General features: G+C 58.9%; 15 protein-coding genes and 1 tRNA gene. 4 read left to right on the forward strand and 12 right to left on the reverse strand.

Going from position 1 to position 20,943, the window contains the following annotated elements:
• Positions 1 to 57: 57 nt before the first annotated feature.
• The 3 genes from O0881_RS17995 (at position 58) to O0881_RS18005 (ending at position 4,390) form a co-directional block, all read left to right on the forward strand.
• Positions 58 to 1,224 carry an HPP family protein gene (locus O0881_RS17995; RefSeq protein WP_099665761.1) on the forward strand — a complete coding sequence of 389 codons (1,167 nt, stop codon included), beginning with the start codon at positions 58 to 60 and terminating at the stop codon, positions 1,222 to 1,224.
• Positions 1,221 to 2,318, forward strand: coding sequence for a M48 family metallopeptidase (locus O0881_RS18000; RefSeq protein WP_289912418.1), 1,098 nt, complete (start codon positions 1,221 to 1,223; stop codon positions 2,316 to 2,318). Before O0881_RS17995 ends, O0881_RS18000 begins: the two co-directional genes overlap by 4 nt.
• A 260-nt stretch (positions 2,319 to 2,578) precedes the next feature.
• Positions 2,579 to 4,390, forward strand: a complete 1,812-nt coding sequence (locus O0881_RS18005; RefSeq protein WP_289912419.1) for a DUF885 domain-containing protein — start codon at positions 2,579 to 2,581, stop codon at positions 4,388 to 4,390.
• Between the two features lie 73 nt (positions 4,391 to 4,463).
• Here the strand turns inward: O0881_RS18005 and O0881_RS18010 are convergent, their stop codons facing one another.
• The 3 genes from O0881_RS18010 to O0881_RS18020 all read right to left on the reverse strand — a co-directional run bounded on the left by O0881_RS18010 (position 4,464) and on the right by O0881_RS18020 (position 6,934).
• A complete protein-coding gene (locus tag O0881_RS18010; protein ID WP_099668278.1) occupies positions 4,464 to 5,303 on the reverse strand; it encodes an HDOD domain-containing protein in 840 nt (279 codons plus the stop codon).
• Positions 5,304 to 5,379: 76 nt separating this feature from the next.
• A complete protein-coding gene (locus O0881_RS18015; RefSeq protein WP_289912420.1) occupies positions 5,380 to 6,060 on the reverse strand; it encodes an ArsR family transcriptional regulator in 681 nt (226 codons plus the stop codon).
• Positions 6,061 to 6,283: 223 nt separating this feature from the next.
• A complete protein-coding gene (locus O0881_RS18020; protein ID WP_289912421.1) occupies positions 6,284 to 6,934 on the reverse strand; it encodes a TetR/AcrR family transcriptional regulator C-terminal domain-containing protein in 651 nt (216 codons plus the stop codon).
• Between the two features lie 80 nt (positions 6,935 to 7,014).
• Here O0881_RS18020 and O0881_RS18025 point away from each other — a divergent pair, with 80 nt between their 5' ends.
• Complete coding sequence (locus O0881_RS18025) at positions 7,015 to 8,460, forward strand: FAD-dependent oxidoreductase (protein ID WP_289912422.1); 1,446 nt, start codon at positions 7,015 to 7,017, stop codon at positions 8,458 to 8,460.
• Positions 8,461 to 8,527: 67 nt separating this feature from the next.
• Here the strand turns inward: O0881_RS18025 and rpoC are convergent, their stop codons facing one another.
• The 9 genes from rpoC to O0881_RS18070 all read right to left on the reverse strand — a co-directional run bounded on the left by rpoC (position 8,528) and on the right by O0881_RS18070 (position 20,879).
• On the reverse strand, positions 8,528 to 12,769 hold the full coding sequence (rpoC, locus tag O0881_RS18030) for a DNA-directed RNA polymerase subunit beta' (RefSeq protein WP_034753138.1): 4,242 nt from the start codon (positions 12,767 to 12,769) through the stop codon (positions 8,528 to 8,530).
• Positions 12,770 to 12,878: 109 nt separating this feature from the next.
• Positions 12,879 to 16,985 carry a DNA-directed RNA polymerase subunit beta gene (rpoB, locus tag O0881_RS18035; protein ID WP_077398780.1) on the reverse strand — a complete coding sequence of 1,369 codons (4,107 nt, stop codon included), beginning with the start codon at positions 16,983 to 16,985 and terminating at the stop codon, positions 12,879 to 12,881.
• A gap of 232 nt (positions 16,986 to 17,217) precedes the next feature.
• Entirely contained in the window at positions 17,218 to 17,589 is a 372-nt protein-coding gene (gene rplL / locus O0881_RS18040) for a 50S ribosomal protein L7/L12 (protein ID WP_070223390.1), read from the reverse strand.
• 67 nt (positions 17,590 to 17,656) lie between these two features.
• Complete coding sequence (gene rplJ, locus O0881_RS18045) at positions 17,657 to 18,196, reverse strand: 50S ribosomal protein L10 (RefSeq protein ID WP_034753621.1); 540 nt, start codon at positions 18,194 to 18,196, stop codon at positions 17,657 to 17,659.
• Positions 18,197 to 18,516: 320 nt separating this feature from the next.
• Entirely contained in the window at positions 18,517 to 19,212 is a 696-nt protein-coding gene (gene rplA, locus O0881_RS18050; protein ID WP_034753134.1) for a 50S ribosomal protein L1, read from the reverse strand.
• Complete coding sequence (gene rplK, locus O0881_RS18055; RefSeq protein WP_034753131.1) at positions 19,212 to 19,646, reverse strand: 50S ribosomal protein L11; 435 nt, start codon at positions 19,644 to 19,646, stop codon at positions 19,212 to 19,214. Before rplK ends, rplA begins: the two co-directional genes overlap by 1 nt.
• Before the next feature lie 115 nt (positions 19,647 to 19,761).
• Entirely contained in the window at positions 19,762 to 20,388 is a 627-nt protein-coding gene (gene nusG / locus O0881_RS18060) for a transcription termination/antitermination protein NusG (protein WP_077398778.1), read from the reverse strand.
• Positions 20,388 to 20,771, reverse strand: coding sequence for a preprotein translocase subunit SecE (gene secE / locus O0881_RS18065; RefSeq protein ID WP_010394308.1), 384 nt, complete (start codon positions 20,769 to 20,771; stop codon positions 20,388 to 20,390). The genes nusG and secE overlap by 1 nt, the downstream gene beginning before the upstream one ends.
• A 32-nt stretch (positions 20,772 to 20,803) precedes the next feature.
• Positions 20,804 to 20,879, reverse strand: a tRNA-Trp gene (locus tag O0881_RS18070).
• Positions 20,880 to 20,943 lie beyond the last annotated feature (64 nt).

Consider the following 20,943-nt stretch of genomic DNA (forward strand, 5'->3'; position numbering starts at 1 on the left):
ACGCATGGGATAATATCGGGCTCACACAGAGCAACGCGGCCCGAACGCGCCCTCACCATGACGACTTCTTTCCTGGCACGCTGGCTGCCGCAACCAAACAACGGCAGCCGCCGCGAACAATTGCGCGCCTGCGCGGGCGCCATCTGCGGTCTGTTGCTCACTGGACTCATCTGCCATTTCCTGCTGGCCCCCGACAGCGCCAGTGTCTACCTGATCGCGCCCATGGGCGCCTCGGCCGTTCTGCTGTTCTGCCTGCCGGCCAGCCCGCTGGCGCAACCGTGGTCCGTGGTGGGCGGCAATGTCGTCTCCGGCCTGGTGGGCATGGCTTGCGTGAAGTGGCTGGGATCGAGCGTGGGCGTGGCGGCGCTGGCCGCCTGCCTGGCCATCGGCGCCATGTTTGCCCTGCGCTGTTTGCATCCGCCGGGCGGGGCCGTGGCGCTCACCACCGTGGTCGGCGGCGCCAGCGTGCATGCGGCCGGCTTTGAGTTCGTCTTCATCACCGTGCTGTTCAATTCCGCCGTGCTGGTCGCTTGCGCCGTGCTGTACAACAACCTGACGGGGCGTCGTTACCCGCACATCCAGCAACTGGTAGCACCGCATCCGCACGCCACCAGGGATGACGTGCCCAGCAACCGCCTGGGCTTTTCGCCGGACGACCTCGATGCCGTCTTGCGCCAGCACAGCGAAGTGCTCGACATCAGCCGCGACGATTTGCAAGCCATCTTCCTGCAAACGGAAATGCGCGCCTACCAGCGCCGTTTCGGCGTCGTCACCTGCGCCGACATCATGTCGAAGGATGTGCTCAGCGTGGAATTCGGCACGCCGCTCGATGTTGCCTGGCGTACCATGCGCGAGCACCAGGTGGGCGCCCTGCCCGTGCTGAACCGGGCGCGCCGCGTCATCGGCATCATCACGCAGACGGATTTCCTGCGCCATGGCGGCCTCGACGATTATCAAGGCATGCGCCAGCGCCTGCGCGGCTTGCTGCAGCGCAGCGGCCTGTCCCACGGCGACAAGCCGGAAGTGGTGGGCCAGCTGATGACGCCGTCACCGCACACGGCCCGCCTGGGCACGCCCATCATCGACCTCGTGCCCCTGATGGCCGACGCCGGCTACCACCATATTCCCATCCTCGACGAGGATGAACGCCTGGCCGGCATCATCAGCCAGTCCGACCTGATGGCGGCCCTGTACGAAAGTCGCTTTGCCGAGGCCGCCGCATGACGCCATTCCAGGCACTGCTGACCGGTCCCGATGGCGGCCCGGCTGGCACGCCCGTCAGCGCACATTTCTTTGGCACCCAGCTGGCCATCGACGCGCCAGGGCTCAGCATGGATATCGCGCAAGTGGTCGTCAGCGTGGGCGGCGTCGACGGACCGGAACTGTTCCTGAACTGGCTCGACGAACAAGGACGGCAAGCGTCGCTGAAGCCGCTCGGCGCGCAGGACATCGCCATCGTCTTGCGCGAAGCGCCGGCGGCGCTGCAGCCGCAACTGCAGCGTTTGTGGGGCGAGCGCCAGCGCAACCAGCGGCAGGTATCGGGCTGGCTGCTCGGTTTGACGGGCGCCACCGTCGTCGCCACGGCCCTGCTGTGGTGGCAAGGCGGCCATGCCGTCGGCGCGCTGGCGGGGCTGATTCCCCTGTCGACGGAAAAGCAGCTGGGCGAATTGGCCCTGGCGCAAGTACGCGCGCAAGGCGGCATCAGCGAGAGCGGCGTGGCACAGCAAACAGTGCAGGAAATCGGCCGCCAGCTGACGACCGGTTCGCGCTACCAGTACCGCTGGCTCGTCAAGCAGGACGACACGGTCAACGCGTTTGCCATGCCGGGCGGCATCATCGTTGTGCATACGGGCTTGCTGCGCCAGGCGGGGGATCCGGGCGAGCTGGCCGGCGTGCTGGCGCATGAAGTGCAGCACGTGGAGCAGCGCCATTCGCTGCGGCAAATGATCAGCAGCCTGGGCTGGGGCGCCCTGGTGGCCGTAACCATCGGCGACATCAGCGCCGTGGCCGCCATGCTGGCGCACCAGGCCGGCACCCTGTATTTCAGCCGCGACATGGAGGAAGAGGCGGACCGCCTGGGTTTGCTGGCCTTGCAGCGCGCGCGAATCCGCCCGGACGGTATGCTGCGCTTTTTCCAGAAGCTCGACGACAAGGACAAGGCCAGCGTACCGGGATGGATTTCCTCACACCCGCAAACGGCGGCGCGCGCACAGCAGATCCGCAGCCTGATCGCCGCCACGCCCTGCCCTGCCTGCGCCCCCTTGACCAGCCAGCGCTGGCAGGCGATGAAAGCCCTGGTCGCGCCAGCGGACAAATAGCAACATTTCTCCCGCACAATTTATCCAAACGCACTGGGCAATGGCGTATGCTTACGCCCCGGCTGTTCCATCTTGAACGGCCACCCCGACCCCGCCAAGAACGCCTATCAAAACCTACTGCGCGTCGTAATTTGCGGTCTGCGATGCTCACTGTACCTTCGTACAGTTGCGCTTCTCGACCACAACTTCCTTCCGCTCGCTACGGTTTTATTAGGCGTTGTAAGCCTCCGTTCATTCCCTCCTTACAAAGGATCTCGCGCATGAAGCATCGTTTTGCCGCCGGCACCCTCGGCACCCTGGCCATCTCCCTGTTGCTCGCCCATGCGCCCATGGCGCAAGCGGCCCAGCCCGCAGCCAAAACCGTGGCCGTCAGCGCGCCCAAAGCGAAGCAGCAGCTGCAAGTGCTGGCCGACCAATACTACGATGCGCTGGCCCGTTTCGAGCCGATCAATGCCACCGAGAGCGGCGACAACCGTTTTGACGACCAGATCGGTTCAGCCATCGTGCCCGCCGCGCGCGCAAAACAATTCGCCCTGTACCGCCAGTACCAGAAGACCCTGCGCAGCATTGCCCGCGCGCAGCTGTCGCACCAGGACCAGATCAATTACGATATCCTCGACTATGAACTGGCCACGGCGCTGAGCTTCGAGCGCTTCCCCGAATACCTGTTGCCCCTGAACCAGATGGACAGCATGCCCGTCACTCTGGCCAATTATGCGGGCGGAGAGGCATCGCAGCCTTTGACCACGGTCAAGGAGTATGACGCTTACCTGAGCCGTATTGGCCAATTGCCGGGCTGGATAGACCAGGCCATCGCCAATATGAAAGTCGGCATGCAAAAAGGCATCGTGCTGCCGAAGGCGCTGACGGAATCGGCCTTGCCGCAATTCAAGAAACTCGTCAGCGCCACGCCGCAGGACAGCGTCTATTACACGCCCATCAAGAACTTGCCGGCCAGCTTTTCCGACGCGGACAAGGCGCGCCTGACGCAAACCTACACCGTCATCATCGAGGCCAAGCTGATGCCTGCGCTGCAGCGTCTGTCCACCTTCATGGAACGCGATTACCTGCCGGCCGGCCGCACGAGCAGCGGCTGGAGCGCCCTGCCCGATGGCGCCAGCTGGTACCAGGCACGCGTGGCCAGCAGCACCACCACGGATTTGAAACCGGAGCAAATCCACGCCATCGGCTTGAAGGAAGTGGCGCGCATCCAGGAACAGTACGCGATCGTGGGCCCGAAGATGGGCTACAACGGCCCGGCGGCCGGCTTGCCCGTGTGGGTGTCGGAACAGGCGAAATACCGCCCGTTCAAGACGGAGCAGGAAGTGCTCGACGTCTACCGCAAGCTGAACGTGCTGCTGGACAGTAAATTGCCAGCCCTGTTCACCCTGGTGCCGAAGGCGCCGCTGGACTTGCGCCTGGAACCTGAACTGAGCCGCGACACGGCCGCCGACCACTACACGGCGCCGGCCGCCGACGGTTCGCGCCCGGGCGTGTTCTGGTCCGTCGTCACGGATCCGAAACTGTATGGCGACACAGGCATGACCACGCTGTTCCTGCACGAAGGCAAGCCCGGCCACCATTTCCACCTGGCGCTGGTGCAAGAGATGGACTTGCCGAACTTCCGCCGTTTCGGCGGCAACAATGCCTTCACGGAAGGCTGGGCTCTGTATGCGGAAACCCTGGGCAAGGAAATGGGCCTGTTCGACGATCCGGCCCAGTATTTCGGCCACTTGAACGACGAAATGCTGCGCGCCGTGCGCCTGGTGGTCGACACGGGCTTGCACACCAAGGGCTGGACGCGCGAGCAGACGATCAAGTACATGCGCGACACCCTCGGCTATGACGCCGTGGCGAAAAGCGAAACGGAACGCTACATGGCGTGGCCGGGCCAGGCGCTGGGCTACAAGATCGGTTCGCTGAAAATCGTCGAACTGCGCCAGCGCGCGCAGCAGGCGCTGGGCGACAAGTTCAGCCTGCCGAAGTTCCACGAAGTGGTACTCGGCGACGGCACCCTGCCCCTGAAGCTGCTGGAAGCCAAGGTCGACCGTTGGATCGCGCAGCAGAAGTAAGCGGCGGCGCCTGAAAACAAAACGGCAGCACCTCGATGGCGCTGCCGTTTTTTTTTGCCGCGGGCGTTTCCAGCTACACCAGCAGCGCGGCGCTCATCGAGTGCACTTCCTCGGCCGATTCGGCCAGGATGCTTTGCAGGGTCTCGTTGTCGATAATGAAATCGATGACGGAATCGGACGGCGTGAGCATTTCCACGTACGTCAGCTGCAAGGGCGACGGCACGGGCGACAGTTGCTTGGCCAACAACAAAGTATCGAGCAGGGAGTCGGGCGGGATGGACAGCAAGCCATCGCGCAAGCCTTCGATGGCTTCGCTCACGGCCAGCGGGATCAGCAGCTTCTTCATGACTTCGCGGGAAATGATCTCTTCGGCGGACTCCATCCAGTGATCCGTATCATCGTCGAGCAAGCCGGGGAACTCATCGGCACGCGACAGCAAATAGAAGCCGCCCACCTCATGCACGATACCGGCGAACAGCGCCGTGTCGGCATCGACGTGCGTCACGCGGCGGGCCAGCACGTGCGCCAGCGCCGCCACGTGGGCCGTGTGCTCCCACAGCTGGGTCGCCTTCTGGCGCAGGACGGGGTCGATGATCTTGCTGCCGAACTGGCGCACCACCATGGCCGCCACCAGCGCGTACAGATTGCGGTACCCCATGCGCATCACGGCGGCGCGCACGCTGGTCACGGGCGCCGCATCGCCGCGGCTGTACACGGCCGAGTTGGCCAGCGCGACCGTGCGCGCCGCCAGCAAGGGTTCGCCCAGAACCAGCTTGATCGCATGGTCGATATGACAGTCCGGTTCAGCCAGGGCCAATTGCAATTGCAATGCGGAATTAACACTCGTGGGAAAAGTTAATTCTCCCCGTACTGCCTGGGAAACAATTAAACCGAAAGCCTGTAGTTTATTCATCATACGATCAATCCGCCTCAGATATTTTTCCAGCCCAAAATTTCATATGTCAGAAATTGAATGCCAGGCCCGGCCTTTAGAATACAGATGGCGTGTCATTCGCCTGCATGGAAGAATCTGGCAATGCCAGCGCATGCAATTGCGATTCATCGCCGATGACAAACAACTTCGGCTGCTGTAATACCTGCAGCAGAAATGGCTGGCCTTCACGCAGACGCCGGCGATAATCGGCCAGCGTATATAAGTTGGGATTGATTTTACGCCTCAAGGTTCGCTCGGCCGGCGCCAATCCCGTCAACAGATCGCCATAATTGGCTTCTTCGCCCACCAGCAGCAAATCGATGGCGCTGCCAGGCATGTCCTGTCCCTTCGCCGTGGCACCCGACACGAATGCCAGGTGCAACTGGGCACGCAAGGGCGACAGAGTCATGCTGAGGACGCCAACGATGCCGAAAGTTTTCTGCACCAGTCCGCTCAATTCCGGATACACGAGGCTTTCCTTGTTGGGCCAGAAGCGCCGCACATTGCCGATCCGCTCCGACGTGATCAGGCCGGACTCATGCAAGCGGCGCAGTTCCCGTTGCGCCGACGCGCTGCCAAGGCCGGTCAGGCGCATGATCTCGTTCAAGTGAAAGCCTTCATTCACGCGGACAAACAGCAATCCCAGCAGTTTCTGCTGGGCGGGAGTAAACAGGGCTTGGGCAATCATGCGCCAAATCTTAGCATGAATAAACTGATAATTGGCGTGGCCCGCCATGCCCGGACATTTGCGCAACACGTGTGCCGGCCGCGACCAGTGGCGGCCGTGCTGACGGCACTCGGTATCGCCGGACACGCCACGGCACGTCCCGTAACGGCGCCGAGGAGGGAAATCAATGTGAGTGCTTACTACAAAGCGAACAACGCAACATCAAAATGCGCGATAAAAAAGAAGGTGATTGAATATGCCCGATCATCAAAATATATGGATGCCGGACAGATTAATTATATATACCTTGATTCGTTTTAATTTTTTCCCGCAAGCCGATCACAATCAAATCGAGCCCCGCATTAAAACGGTCGTCGATTTCCGCATTAAAGATGGCATCCATGGATGCGAGCACGTGCGGATAATGGTCGGCCGCCATGGCGGCGAAAGCGGCACGCCGGTTCGATAATGCATGCATCGCGGCGCTTCCCGGTCCCGTGCCTTGCGCCTCCATGACAAAACCGAGCACATAATAGAGCAGCGTAAATGCGCTCCAGCTGGCCAGTTTCTCCGATGCCCCGGCTGCACGCATCGGACCGATTAACGCTTCGGCGACGCGAAACACGTTTTCCGATATCACATAGGTACCGCCAAAGACGCGCACGCCATCGCGGCGGGCCGATAACGCCGCGCGCATTTGCGCCGCCACCTGGCGCAACTGCGCTTCCCAGCCCGCATCCGCATCGACGTTCCTTGCCACGTCTTCGATCAGCACGTCGGCCATGCCATCAAGCAAAGCCTGCTTGTTCGCAAAATGCCAGTACAGCGAAGCGGCCTTGATGCCCATCGCGTCGGCCAGGCGGCGCATGGTCAAGCCTTCGATGCCCACTTCGTCCAGCAGCTCGAGCGCCCTGGCCACCACGGCTTCGCGTTGAATTTTCATTTTCCTGTCATTTCCCTTGAAACTCTAACGTCGTTAGTTTACCATTTTGCACAGACTAACAACGTTAGATTGAGAGCGACATGCACAATAGCGATATCGAAGTCATCATCGTCGGAGCCGGCCCCGTCGGCCTGACCCTGGCCTGCGAATTGCGTCTGGCCGGCATCCGCGTGGCCATCCTGGAACGGCGGCCGCAACGCGGCGCGCATTCGCGTGCGCTGACCATCCATGGCCGCACCCTGGAAATGCTGGGCTTGCGGGGCCTGGACCAGCGCTTTGTTGCGCTGGGTACATCCTTGTCCAGCGGCCACTATGCGGGCCTCGATACCCGGCTCGACTTTTCCGGCTTCGACACGCCCCATCCCTATACCTTGTTCCTGCCGCAAAATACGACGGAACGCCTGCTGGAAGAGCAATTGCTGGGAGACGGCGTGGCAATTGTTCGCGGCGCGCTCGTGGAACAGACACAGCAGGATGACGATGGCGTCACGGTCGCCGGCACGCACGATGGCGCCCCATTCTGCCTGCGTGCCCGTTACCTGATCGGCACCGATGGCGCTCGCAGCCTCGTGCGCCAGCAGGCGGGCATCGCCTTCGACGGCGTGGCGGCCACGTGCAGCATGCTCATGGGAGATGTGCGGCTGCGCCATCCGCCCGCGTCACCGATGCTGTCCCTGACGAACGCAGCGGGTAGCCTGATGATCGTGCCGCTGGGGCAAGGCCGCTACCGCGTCATCACCCTGAATGCGCGCCGCCCCCAGGTTGCGGCGGCGGAAGCGGCCACCCTGGAGGAGTTGTCGCAGGCCAGCACGGCCATCGCGGACTACGATTTCGGCCTGCATGACGCCAGCTGGCTGTCGCGCTTCAACGACGAAACACGGTTGGCCCGAGGCTATCGCCAGGGACGCGTCTTCCTGGCCGGCGATGCCGCCCACATCCACATGCCGGCAGGCGGCCAGGGCATGAACGTGGGGATGCAGGACGCCATGAACCTGGGCTGGAAGCTGGCCGGCGTGCTCAAGGGCTATGCGCCGGACAGCCTGCTCGACAGCTACCATGCGGAGCGCCATCCCGTTGGCGTGTCGTTGCAGCACAATACTCTCGCGCAAACGGCCATGCTGACGCGTTTTGACGCGCGCACCCTGGCCCTGCGCGCCACCATCAGCGACATGCTGGCGCAACCGGACGTCAACCGCGCGCTGGCCAGCGAGTTGTCCGGCTTTGGCGTGCGCTATCCCATCTCGCTGAGCTCTGACGCGAGCGCCGGCAGCGCAGACTGGATCGGCCGGCGCGTGCCCGACTGGCTGCTGCGCCTGGACGACGGCACGGCCGTGGGCATCCATGAACTGTTGCACGCGGGAAAATGGCTGCGGCTGGTCGTTGGCAATGCCGCGCACGCAGTACAACCGTACCGTTTCGATGCGGCCTGGCTCACTTCGCTGACCATCAAACCCGGCTGCCAGCCACTGGCTGGCATCAAAAGCCTGCTGATCCGGCCCGACGGCTATGCGGACCACGCGGTCTGATTGACTTATCTCAAGACGAAAAAAAACGGCACCCGAAGGTGCCGTTCTTGTCAGCTAGCAGCGCAGATTACGCTTCGTCGCCGTGGTGTTGCTGGGTTTCGATATCCTGCAGCGCTTCGGCAGCTTCGCCAGCCATCGAGGCTTTCTCGGCCAGCAGCAGCGCTTGACGCTCTTCCACTTCCCACGCTTCTTTCTCTTTGCGTGCGCGGTGGAAGGCCAGGCCCGTACCGCCAGGAATCAGACGGCCGACGATGACGTTCTCTTTCAGGCCGCGCAGACCATCGCGCTTGCCCATGATCGCCGCTTCGGTCAGCACGCGGGTGGTTTCCTGGAACGATGCGGCCGAGATGAACGAATCGGTCGACAGCGATGCCTTGGTAATACCCAACAAAACGTTTTCGTAGGTCGCTGGAATCTTGTTCTCAACAGCCATGCGATCGTTCTCGTCCAGCAGTTCCGAACGCTCTACCTGCTCGCCAACGATGTAGTTGGTGTCGCCGGCATTGACGATCTGAACACGGCGCAGCATCTGACGCACGATCACTTCGATGTGCTTGTCATTGATCTTCACGCCTTGCAGACGGTACACGTCTTGCACTTCGTCAACGATGTAACGTGCCAGCGCTTCGATACCCAGCAGGCGCAGGATGTCTTGCGGATCGGCCGGGCCGTCCACGATCATCTCGCCCTTGTTCACGACTTGGCCGTCATGCACCAGCACTTGTTTGTCCTTGGTGATCAAGAACTCATGCTTGTTGCCGTCCATGTCCGTGATTTCCAGACGCTGCTTGCCCTTGGTTTCTTTACCGAACGCAACCGTACCCGTGACTTCCGCCAGCATACCGGCATCTTTCGGCGAGCGCGCTTCGAACAGTTCCGCAACGCGTGGCAGACCACCGGTAATATCGCGCGTTTTTTGCGATTCGGTAGGAATACGTGCCAGCACTTCACCAACCGATACCTGTTGACCGTCCTTGACCATGATCAGCGCGCCGACTTGGAAGCCGATCGCCACCGAGTGTTCGGTGCCGGCGATCTTGACTTCTTCGTTCGCGTCGTTGATCAGCTTGACTTGCGGACGCAGCGTTTTCGTCAGCGAACCGCGACGTTTCGCATCGATCGCCACCAGGGTGGACAGACCGGTCACTTCGTCGACCTGACGGGCTACGGTGACGCCTTCTTCGACGTTCTCGAAACGCACTTGACCGGCGTATTCGGTAATGATCGGACGGGTCAGCGGATCCCACGTTGCCAGGGCAGTACCGGCCTTGATGACCATGCCGTCCTTGACGATCAGGGTCGCACCGTACGGTACTTTATGACGCTCACGCTCACGGCCATGGTCATCGGTGATCAGCACTTCGCCGGAACGGGAAATGACGATTTGCGCGCCCTTGCCGTTCGTCACGTAACGCATGGTTGCCGTGAAGCGGATGGTACCGTTCGACTTGGCCTCCACCGACGATGCCACTGCTGCACGCGATGCCGCACCACCAATGTGGAACGTACGCATGGTCAGCTGGGTACCAGGCTCACCAATCGATTGCGCTGCCACCACACCGACGGCTTCGCCGGCGTTGACCAGCATGCCGCGGCCCAGGTCGCGGCCATAGCACTTGGCGCACAGGCCGAAGCGCGTGTCGCAAGTCAGTGGCGTGCGAACCTTGACTTCATCGATGGACAGACGCTCGATCTCTTCGACCATGTCTTCGTCCATCAAGGTGCCGGCTTCGTACAGCGTTTCCTGGGTTTCAGGATTGACGACGTCATGCACCACCACGCGGCCGAGGATACGGTCACGCAACGGTTCGATGACTTCACCACCTTCGACCAGTGCCTTCATGACGGCGCCGTTCATGGTGCCGCAATCGTCCTCGATCACCACCAGATCTTGCGTCACGTCAACCAGACGACGCGTCAGGTAACCGGAGTTAGCCGTTTTCAGCGCCGTATCGGCCAGACCTTTACGCGCACCGTGGGTCGAAATGAAGTACTGCAAAACGTTCAGACCTTCGCGGAAGTTCGCGGTAATCGGCGTTTCGATAATCGAGCCATCCGGTTTGGCCATCAGACCACGCATACCGGCCAACTGACGAATCTGGGCTGCGGAACCGCGCGCGCCGGAGTCGGCCATCATGTAAATGGCGTTGAACGATTCTTGCGTCGACTTGGTGCCGTCGCGGCGGATCACGTCTTCGACTTTGAGCTGGTCCATCATGGCCTTGCCGACTTCATCCGAGGTTTTGCCCCAGATATCGACTACCTTGTTGTAACGCTCGCCGGCGGTCACGAGACCCGAGGCGTACTGCTGTTCGATCTGCTTGACTTCCGATTCGGCCGTCGCGATCAGGGTAACTTTTTGAGGCGGTACCAGCATGTCGTCGACGCAGATCGAGATGCCGGCGCGTGTCGCCAGACGGAAACCCGATTGCATCAGTTTGTCTGCGAACACCACGGTGGCGCGCAGGCCGCACTTGCGGAACGACGTGTTGATCAGCTTGGAAATTTCTTTCTTTTTCAGCGCGCGGTTCAGGACGGAGAACGGCAGGCCTTTAGGCAGAATTTCCGACAGGATCGCACGGCCGATCGTCGTTTCGTAGCGGGTAACCGTTTTCTCGAATTCGCCCGTTTCGGCGTTTTTCGGGTATTCGGTAATACGCACGGTAACGCGGGTCGTCAGTTCGACTTCCTTGTTGTCGTAGGCGCGGATCACTTCCGATACGTCAGGGAACATCATCCCTTCGTTCTTCGCATTGATCGCTTCGCGGGTCGCGTAGTACAGACCCAACACGATATCCTGGGAAGGAACGATCGATGGTTCGCCGTTCGATGGGAACAGGATGTTGTTCGATGCCAGCATCAAAGTGCGTGCTTCCATCTGCGCTTCGATCGACAGAGGAACGTGGACCGCCATTTGGTCACCGTCAAAGTCGGCGTTGAATGCGGCGCAGACGAGCGGGTGCAGCTGGATGGCCTTGCCTTCAATCAGGACTGGCTCGAACGCCTGGATGCCCAGACGGTGCAAGGTAGGTGCACGGTTCAACATGATCGGATGTTCACGGATCACGTCTTCCAGGATGTCCCACACGACCGGCTCTTGAATCTCGACCAGCTTTTTCGCTGCCTTGATCGTGGTCGCCAGACCCATCAGTTCCAGTTTATTGAAAATGAATGGCTTGAACAGTTCCAGCGCCATCAGTTTCGGCAAGCCGCACTGATGCAGTTTCAATTGCGGGCCCACGACGATGACCGAACGACCGGAGTAATCGACGCGTTTGCCCAGCAAGTTTTGACGGAAACGGCCGCCCTTACCCTTGATCATCTCTGCCAGCGATTTCAGCGGACGCTTGTTGGCGCCGGTCATCGCTTTGCCGCGACGGCCGTTGTCCAGCAGCGAATCGACCGCTTCTTGCAGCATGCGCTTTTCGTTGCGCGTGATGATCTCTGGAGCACGCAGCTCCATCAGGCGTTTCAGACGGTTGTTACGGTTGATGACGCGGCGATACAGATCGTTCAGATCCGAGGTCGCGAAACGGCCGCCATCCAGCGGTACCAGCGGACGCAGTTCCGGCGGCAGCACTGGCAGCACTTCCATGATCATCCAGTCAGGCTTGATGCCCGAACGTTGGAACGCTTCCAGCACTTTCAGGCGCTTCGCGTATTTCTTGATCTTGGCTTCGGATTTCGATTCCTTCAGTTCCACGCGCAGGGTTTCGGCATCGCGGTGGATGTCGATCGAGCGCAGCAGTTCACGGATACCTTCGGCGCCCATGAAGGCGGTGAAGTCGTCGCCGTACTCTTCGTACTTGGCGGCGTAGTCGTCTTCCGACATGATCTGGCACTTCTTCAGCGGGGTCATGCCTGGATCGGTCACGACGTATGCTTCAAAGTACAGCACGCGTTCGATGTCCCGCAGGGTCATGTCCAGGACCATGCCCAGACGCGACGGCAGCGACTTCAGGAACCAGATGTGCGCGGTAGGCGAGGCCAGCTCGATGTGGCCCATGCGCTCGCGGCGCACCTTGGCCAGGGTGACTTCGACGCCGCACTTTTCGCAGATCACGCCGCGGTGTTTCAGGCGCTTGTACTTGCCGCACAGGCATTCGTAATCCTTGATCGGGCCAAAGATCTTGGCGCAGAACAGGCCGTCGCGCTCAGGCTTGAAGGTACGGTAGTTGATGGTTTCCGGCTTCTTGACTTCGCCGTAGGACCACGAACGGATTTTCTCAGGCGAAGCGAGACCGATCTTGATTGCATCGAAGGTCTCGTTGGTCTGTACTTGCTTGAATAGATCGAGCAGTGCTTTCATGTATCACTCCAGAGGTGATTAAATTTCTATATTCCTGAGACTACATTGCCCGGCGTGGTTTCCCAGCCGGGCTTTGTGTTTCCCAAACCAAATGACAGGTGGCTGTCTTTTAGTTGCGTTCGAGGTCGATATCGATACCCAGCGAACGGATTTCCTTGACCAGCACGTTGAACGATTCCGGCATGCCGGCGTCGATCACGTGGTCGCCCTTGACGAGGTTCTCGTACACTTTGGTACGGCCATTCACGTCATCGGACTTGACGGTCAACATCTCTTGCAAGACATACGACGCGCCATACGCTTCCAGTGCCCAGACTTCCATCTCACCGAAACGCTGACCACCGAACTGGGCTTTACCGCCCAGTGGCTGTTGCGTCACCAGCGAGTAAGGACCGGTCGAACGCGCATGCATCTTGTCATCAACCAAGTGATGCAGTTTCAGCATGTGCATGACGCCGACAGTAACCTTGCGCTCGAACGCTTCACCGGTGCGACCGTCATACATGGTCACCTGGTTTTTCGAAGCGGTCATGCCCAGGTTCTTGGCGATGTCGTCCGGATACGCCAGGTCCAGCATGCGGCGGATCTCTTCTTCATTGGCGCCGTCGAACACTGGCGTGGCGAATGGAACACCTTTTTTCAGGTTTTCCGCCAGCTTCATGATCTCTTCGTCGTCGAAGTCATTCAACTCTTCCGCGCGGCCGTTGTCGTTGTAGATCGTCGTCAGGTACTTGCGCACTTGCTCGACCTTGGTTTGCGCCTTCAGCATTTCGCCGATGCGGATACCCAGACCCTTGGCAGCCCAGCCCAAGTGAGTCTCGAGAATCTGACCAACGTTCATCCGCGAAGGAACGCCCAGCGGGTTCAGCACAACGTCGGCTGGCGTGCCGTCGGCCATGTATGGCATATCTTCCACAGGAACAATACGGGAAACCACACCCTTGTTACCGTGGCGACCTGCCATCTTGTCGCCCGACTGCAGGCGGCGTTTCACGGCCAGGTACACCTTGACCATTTTTTGCACGCCTGGTTGCAGCTCATCGCCTTGCGTCAGTTTCTTGCGCTTCTCTTCGAAGGCCAGATCGAACTGGTGACGCTTCTCGTTGATCGATTCCTTGATCGCTTCCAGCGCTACCGCTGCATCGTCGTCCGCAGGGCGGATGTCGAACCAGTGGTATTTGTCCAGATCGGCCAGGTATTCCTTGGTGATCTTGGCGCCTTTGGCCAGCTTTTTAGGGCCACCGTTGACGACTTTGCCGATCAGCATTTTTTCCAGACGCTGGAAGGCATCGCCTTCAACGATACGCATCTGGTCGTTCAAGTCCAGACGGAAACGTTTCAGTTCGTCATCGATAATTTGCTGGGCACGCTTGTCGCGCACGATGCCTTCACGGGTGAAGACTTGCACGTCGATCACGGTACCGATCATGCCCGAAGGCACGCGCAGCGAGGTATCTTTCACGTCCGACGCTTTTTCGCCGAAAATCGCGCGCAGCAGCTTCTCTTCCGGGGTCAGCTGGGTTTCGCCTTTAGGCGTTACCTTACCGACCAGGGTGTCGCCGGCTTGCACTTCCGCACCGATGTAGACGATACCGGACTCATCCAGACGAGCCAGCTGGTTTTCAGCCAGGTTCGAGATGTCGCGTGTAATTTCTTCCGCGCCCAGTTTCGTGTCACGCGCCACCACCGACAACTCTTCGATGTGAATCGAGGTGTAGCGGTCGTCCTTGACGACGTTTTCCGAGATCAGGATCGAATCTTCGAAGTTCAGACCATTCCATGGCATGAAGGCCACGGTCATGTTCTGGCCCAGCGCCAATTCACCCAGGTCGGTCGATGCGCCGTCGGCGATCACGTCGCGCTTGGCAACACGATCGCCCACCTGCACGATAGGACGCTGGTTGATGTTGGTGTTCTGGTTCGAACGGGTGTACTTGATCAGGTTGTAGATGTCGACGCCCACTTCACCAGCGGTTGCTTCGTCATCGTTCACGCGAATCACGACACGGCCCGCATCGATGTAATCGACGATACCGCCACGCAGCGCTTGCACGGTGGTGCCCGAGTCGACCGCAACGGTGCGTTCGATACCGGTACCGACCAGCGCTTTTTCCGGACGCAAGCAAGGCACAGCCTGGCGTTGCATGTTGGCGCCCATCAATGCACGGTTCGCATCATCGTGTTCGAGGAACGGAATCAGCGAGGCAGCGACGGAAACGATCTGGCCTGGAGCCACGTCCATGTACTGGATGCGCTCTGGAGAGACCAGAATGGTTTCGCCGGCTTCACGGGCCGAGACCAGTTCATCGGACAGCATGCCTTCGTCGTTGATGGTCGCATTCGCCTGAGCGATGATGTAGCGGCCTTCTTCGATGGCGGACAGGTAGTCGATCTGATCGGTAATCTTGGAACCTTCGACCTTGCGGTACGGGGTTTCCAGGAAGCCGTATTCATTCAGGCGGGCATACAGAGCCAGCGAGTTGATCAGACCAATGTTCGGACCTTCCGGTGTCTCGATCGGGCAGACGCGGCCGTAGTGGGTCGGATGCACGTCGCGCACTTCAAAGCCGGCGCGTTCGCGTGTCAGACCGCCGGGTCCCAGAGCCGATACGCGGCGCTTGTGGGTAATTTCCGACAGAGGATTGGTTTGGTCCATGAACTGCGACAGCTGGGACGAACCGAAGAACTCGCGAATCGCGGCCGAAATCGGCTTCGAGTTGATCAGGTCGTGCGGCATCAGGTTGTCCGCTTCGGCTTGGCCGAGGCGTTCCTTGACGGCGCGTTCAACACGCACCAGGCCGGCGCGGAATTGATTCTCGGCCAGTTCGCCCACGCAACGTACGCGGCGGTTACCCAGGTGATCGATATCGTCGACTTCGCCGCGGCCATTGCGCAGTTCCACCAGGATCTTGATCACGGCCAGCACGTCTTCGTTCGACAGGGTCATGGCGCCGGTCAGTTCATCGCGGCCAATGCGGCGGTTGAACTTCATGCGGCCCACGGCCGACAGGTCGTAGCGGTCCGAGTTGTAGAACAGGCCATTGAACAGCGCTTCAACGGAATCTTCCGTTGGCGGTTCGCCTGGACGCATCATGCGGTAGATCGCCACTTTCGCAGCCATCTGGTCGGCGGTGTCGTCGATACGCAGGGTTTGCGAGATGTAGGCGCCCTGATCCAGGTCGTTGGTGTACAAGGTCTGGATTTCGGAAATGTTGGCATCGCGCAAGCGACCCAGCAAGTCTTCCGTCAGCTCATCGTTCGCGGACGCGACGACTTCGCCGGTGTCGCCATCGACGATATTCTTCGCCAATACGCGGCCCAGCAGGTAGTCTTCCGGTACGGAAATGTGCTTGATGCCGGCAGCTTCGATATCACGCACGTGTTTCGCGTTGATACGTTTGTCTTTCAGCACCAGGGTCTTGCCCGACTTGTCGACGATGTCAAAGCGCGCCACTTCGCCGCGCAGACGTTCGGAGACGAATTCCATTTCCGCGCCTTCGGAGCGCAGGTTGAAATTGTCGAAGACAAAGAAATTCGCCAGGATTTGCTCGTGCGACATGCCGATGGCTTTGAGCAGGATCGTCACTGGCATCTTGCGGCGGCGGTCGACGCGGAAGAACAGGATGTCTTTCGGGTCGAACTCGAAGTCCAGCCACGAACCGCGGTAAGGAATGATACGCGCGGAGAACAGCAGCTTGCCCGACGAGTGGGTCTTGCCGCGGTCGTGCTCGAAGAACACGCCAGGCGAACGGTGCAGCTGGGAAACGATAACCCGCTCCGTGCCGTTGATGACGAACGAACCGGTGGTCGTCATGAGCGGCAATTCGCCCATGTAGACTTCCTGTTCTTTCATTTCCTTGACGACAGGCTTGGTTGGCGATTCCTTGTCCAGGATCACCAGGCGCACTTTCGCGCGCAGCGGCGACGCGAACGTCAGGCCACGTTGTTGACATTCTTTGACGTCAAAGGCAGGATCGCCCAGAACGTACGACAAGAATTCGAGACGCGCAAAACCATTGTGCGAAACGATAGGGAAAATCGAAGTGAAAGCCGACTGCAGGCCATCATTCTTGCGGCCGGACGGTGCTATGTCCTCTTGCAAGAAACTATGATAAGACTCGAGCTGGGTCGCCAGCAGGAACGGAACGTGGTGAACGTTGGCGCGCTTCGCGAATGATTTGCGAATGCGTTTCTTCTCAGTAAATGAGTAGTGCATGGACACTCCGTGAGTGACAGAAAGGATAGAAAATTCAGGTTTTGCAAGTGTTCGTTTGCACCGCTGCGTGTGACACAGACGAAACCTCAAGGCTCTGCTTTCCGGCTTGAATCGAACAAAACTGCTGCTACAAATACGATACAGACGACAAAGGAGCCAAAGTCGGATTTCCCCCCTTGCGAGGGGAAACCTCAGACTTTGACTCGGGCGCTAACTGACGCCGGTACAGATATTACTTCATCGAAGCGGTTGCGCCGGCTTCTACCAGTTTCTTAACTGCTGCTTCAGCATCAGCTTTCGACACTGCTTCTTTCACAGTTTTTGGTGCGCCATCGACCAGGTCTTTAGCTTCTTTCAAGCCCAGGCCGGTGATTTCGCGAACTGCTTTAATGACGCCAACTTTGTTTGCGCCGAAGGTGTCCAGAACAACGTTGAACTCGGTTTGCTCTTCAGCAGCTGCTGCTGGGCCTGCTGCAGGACCGGCCGAAGCCATCGCTGCTGCGGACACGCCGAATTTTTCTTCGAATGCTTTAACCAGGTCGTTCAGGTCCATTACGGACATGGCGCTAACTGCTTCCAGGATATCGTCTTTGCTAATTGCCATTTTGAAACTCCTAAATTTATTACGTTAGTTACATCAGATTGGTACTGAGAGAAAAAAGCGCGCGCAATTAAGCGGCTGCTGGGGCTTCTTCTGCTGCTGCTTCTGCAGGAGCTTCGGCGCCTTCGCCTTTTTTCGCTGCCAGGGCAGCCAGACCACGTGCAAAGCCCGAAACCGGAGCCAGCATAACGCCCAACAACTGCGAAATGAGGACTTCACGGCTAGGAATGCTCGCCAACGCGGTGACAGCAGCTGTATCCAGCGGCTTGCCTGCGTAGTTACCTGCTTTGATGACCAGTTTGTCGTTGGTTTTAGCGAAGTCAGCGATGACTTTAGCTGCTGCAACGGCATCGGCCGAGATCGAGTAGATCAACGGGCCGGTCATGGCATCTGCCAGGCTGGCGAATGCGGTACCTTCAACGGAGCGACGAGCCAGAGTGTTTTTCAACACACGCAGGTACACGCCTTGGGCACGCGCTTTAGCACGCAGTTGCGTCAAGTGACCAACCTGGATGCCACGATATTCGGCCACGACGATCGTTTGCGCATTTGCTACTTGTGCGGAAACTTCGGCGACGACGGCCTTTTTGTCATTCAGATTGAGACTCACGGTCAACCTCCTTAAATGATGTTCGGCAATCACAACCGAGTGGTTGAGCGCCTTGCATCGGTTCGAACACGGCGTCCGAAGTCAAGAAGTACTAAACTGAGCGGATGGATTCACGCAGCATGAGGACTACAAAACTTGTTCGGGTACACCATCTGCGTTGGGCACTTGCCGTTGCCGGCAAGCCTATTAACCTTCTGCATGTGCAATCGCAGTCGGCCCAACGGTCTTTGATTGTCTGCCTGCCTAGTGCGAACACCGGGCAGACAGCCCAAAGATACGCCCGCAGCGCCCGAAGGCGCTACAGGACTTGATTCTGTTACTTAAGCTGCCAGGCTAGCCTGGTCAACACGGACGCCAGCGCCCATGGTCGACGACAGCGAAACTTTGCGCAGGTACACGCCTTTGCTCGATGCTGGCTTGGCTTTGTTCAGTGCGTCGATCAGTGCGACCAGATTCGACTTCAGATCTGCGTCAGCGAACGATTTACGGCCGATGGTAGCGTGGATGATACCGGATTTGTCGGTACGGTACTGAACTTGACCGGCTTTCGCGTTTTTCACGGCGGTAGCGACGTCAGGAGTAACAGTGCCAACTTTCGGGTTAGGCATCATGCCGCGTGGGCCCAGGATCTGACCCAGGGTACCAACGATACGCATGGTATCTGGCGAAGCGATAACGATATCGAAAGGCATGTCGCCGGCTTTGATCTGCTCAGCCAGGTCTTCCATACCAACGATGTCGGCGCCAGCTGCTTTAGCAGCTTCAGCTTTTTCGCCCGACGCGAATACTGCCACGCGTACGGTTTTGCCGGTACCAGCTGGCAGCACGACGGAGCCGCGCACCACTTGGTCGGATTTCTTAGGATCAACACCCAGTTGTACCGATACGTCGATCGATTCATTGAACTTGGCCGTTGCGCACTCTTTGATCAGAGCGACAGCGTTGTCGAAAGCGTACACTTTGGTACGGTCGACTTTGGCTTTCAAAGCCTTGATACGTTTGGATAACTTAGCCATTATACAACACCTTCCACCGTGATACCAATCGAACGAGCGGAACCAGCGATGGTGCGTACAGCAGCATCCATGTCGGCAGCGGTCAGATCAGGGGTTTTCAATTTAGCGATTTCTTCAGCTTGTGCGCGGGTCAGCGTACCGACTTTGTCGGTATGTGGCTTCGGCGAACCTTTGGTGATCGCAGCAGCTTTTTTGATCAGGTAGGTTGCTGGAGGCGTCTTCATCACGAACGTGAAGGACTTGTCCGCAAATGCGGTGATCACGACTGGAATCGGCATGCCTGGCTCCAGACCTTGGGTCTGTGCATTGAAGGCCTTGCAGAATTCCATGATGTTCAGACCACGTTGACCCAGAGCTGGACCGATTGGTGGGGATGGGTTTGCTTTACCAGCTGGCACTTGCAGCTTGATAAAACCAATGATTTTCTTTGCCATGATGGCTCCTATCTTGGATTGAGTAGTAGCGCCCCGCCGATCCTACCCTGGCGGGGCTCCTCTGACCGGATTTCGCTGAGACTGCCGCGACGCTCCTGGTGGCGCTTGATAATACTTAGACTTTTTCGACTTGGCCGAATTCGAGCTCTACCGGAGTAGCGCGACCGAAAATGGTGACCGAGACGCGCACTTTGGATTTCTCGTAATTGACTTCTTCGACATTGCCGTTGAAGTCGGTAAACGGACCATCCTTGATGCGTACTTGCTCGCCCACTTCGTACAAGGTTTTCGGACGGGGCTTTTCAACACCTTCCTGCATCTGCTTCATGATGCCGTCGATTTCGCGCGCGGAGATCGGCGTCGGCTTGTTCGACTTGCCACCAATGAAACCGGTAACCTTGCTGGTGTTCTTGACCAAGTGCCAGCTTTCGTCCGTCATTTCCATTTCAACCAGCACATAGCCAGGATAGAAACGACGTTCGGTGACGGACTTGACACCATTCTTGACTTCGACAACTTCTTCGATCGGCACCAGGATCTGGCCGAACTGGTCTTGCATGCCCGCGCGCTCGATGCGCTCGGTCAGTGCGCGCATGACGCTTTTTTCCATGCCGGAATAAGCATGCACGACATACCAGCGCTTGCTGCTCACTGGCACGCTCAGCGCTGCACCAGTGTCCGCTACCGGAGCGTCGCCCGGAACGGACTCGTTCGCCGCTTCATCATGCACATTTTCGCTCATTATTTTTTCCAACCCAGAATTACGTCATACAACAAAAACTCGAGCAATTTATCCGTGCCCCACAGGAAAATCGCCATGACCAGCACAAAGGCAAACACGATCGCAGTAATCTGCGTGGCTTCTTTGCGGGTAGGCCAAACGACTTTCTTGGTTTCGCGCACAGCTTCTTTGGCGAAATTGAGAAATTCACGGCCGGTCGTCGAGACATACAAGAGCGCAACAGCAATAACCAAACCAGCCACAAGCGCGCTTGCACGCACCAGAGCTGGTTGGCCTGCCAGGTAATAAAACCCGACTACTCCTGCAATCGCAGCCACTATTGCCAGCGCGACTTTTATCTTGTCACTCGACGTGCTAACGGTTTGCACGGATTGATTTGACATTTTTCTACTTTCGGTGCCCTGCACCTTGACGGTGGCAGGGACGGAGGGCATCGAACCCCCAACCTTCGGTTTTGGAGACCGACGCTCTGCCAATTGAGCTACGTCCCTACGTAAAACTTTCGAGGAGTGCTATTCTACCACCCAGGACGCCCCGGGTGGAAGCATAACATTT

Origin of the sequence: Janthinobacterium sp. SUN100, assembly GCF_030397705.1 — a bacterium.
GTDB lineage: Bacteria > Pseudomonadota > Gammaproteobacteria > Burkholderiales > Burkholderiaceae_D > Janthinobacterium > Janthinobacterium kumbetense.